General features: G+C 68.9%; 3 pseudogenes. All 3 read left to right on the forward strand.

Annotation, left to right across the window (positions count from 1 at the left end):
- A pseudogene (locus ACWDBB_RS36190) lies at positions 1–83 on the forward strand (transposase); the annotation flags it as partial.
- Positions 84–94: 11 nt separating this feature from the next.
- Positions 95–1,253: pseudogene (locus ACWDBB_RS36195) on the forward strand (IS30 family transposase).
- 7 nt (positions 1,254–1,260) lie between these two features.
- Positions 1,261–1,394: pseudogene (locus ACWDBB_RS36200) on the forward strand (IS3 family transposase); the annotation flags it as partial.

The raw sequence follows: 1,394 nt of genomic DNA on the forward strand, positions 1-1,394 counted from the left end.
TCCGCCGCTACATCATCTGGCGGAACAAGCACGCCGCCGATCAGCGGCTACGCGAAGTCGTCACCAGGGCGAACGTTGCCTGATGCGGCACTAGTTGTCGTTTGCCGAGCGCGAGGAGATCGCGTTGCTGCGCGCTCGAGAATGCGGAGTGCGGGAGATCGCCCGCCACCTGGGGCGTGCACCTTCGACGGTGTGGCGTGAGTTGCGGCGCAACGCGGCCACCCGTGGCGGGCGCCTGGACTACCGGGCCTCGGTCGCGCAGTGGCACGTCGGCCGGCAGGCCCGCCGTCCCAAGCCGTGCAAGCTCGTCGAGCACGACGAGTTGCGGCAGTATGTGCAGGACCGGCTGTCCGGCACGGTCACCGGCCCGGACGGCCTGCCGGTGCCCGGGCCGCCGACGAGCTGGAAGGGGCGGAACAAGCCCCGGCGTCAGGACCGGCGCTGGGCGACGGCGTGGAGCCCGGAACAGATCGCCCGCAGGCTCCCGCTCGACTTCCCCCAGGACGAGACCATGCGCATCTCCCACGAAGCGATCTACCAGTCCCTGTACATCCAGGGCCGCGGCGGGCTCACGCGGGAGCTCACGGCCTGCCTGCGCACCGGCAGTGCACTGCGAGTCCCCCAAGCCCGGACCCAGGGGCGCGGCAGGCAGTTCGTCACCGAGGACGTGCTGACCAGCCAGCGGCCCGCCGAGGCCGCCGACCGGGCCGTGCCCGGGCACTGGGAGGGCGACCTCATCATCAGCCTGAACAGTTCCGCGATCGGCACGCTGGTCGAGCGCGCCACCCGGTTCACGATGCTGCTGCACCTGCCGCCGATGGAGGGCCACGGCGGGCCACGCGCCAAGAACGGCCCGGCTCTGGCCGGGCACGGCGCCGAGGCCGGCCGCGATGCCATCTCCACCGCGATCACGACCCTGCCCGAGCAGCTACGCAGGTCGCTGACCTGGGACCAGGGCGCGGAGATGGCCCAGCACGCCCGACTGCGCATCGACGCTGGTCAGCAGATCTATTTTGCCGACCCGCACTCACCCTGGCAGCGGGGCACCAACGAGAACACCAACGGCCTGCTGCGGCAGTACTTCCCGAAGGGAACCGATCTGAGCGGACACAGCCGGTAGCGACCTTGATGCCGTCGCCGCTGCACTCAACGGCCGTCCTCGCAAGACCCTGCAATGGAAGACGCCCTCCGAAGTCTTCAACGAGCAGCTACTGTTGATCCAACAGGGCATTGTTGTTGCAACGACTGGTTGAACCTGGGCAATACACGTCCATCAACACAACTCGCCTGCTGAAGGCGGGAATCGAGCCGAGCATGGGAAGCGTGGGCGACTCGTTCGACAACGCCCTCGCGGAGAACTTCTGGAGCGTCCTGAAGACCGAGTGCGTGCGCCG

It is taken from the genome of Kitasatospora sp. NPDC001095 (assembly GCF_053598615.1).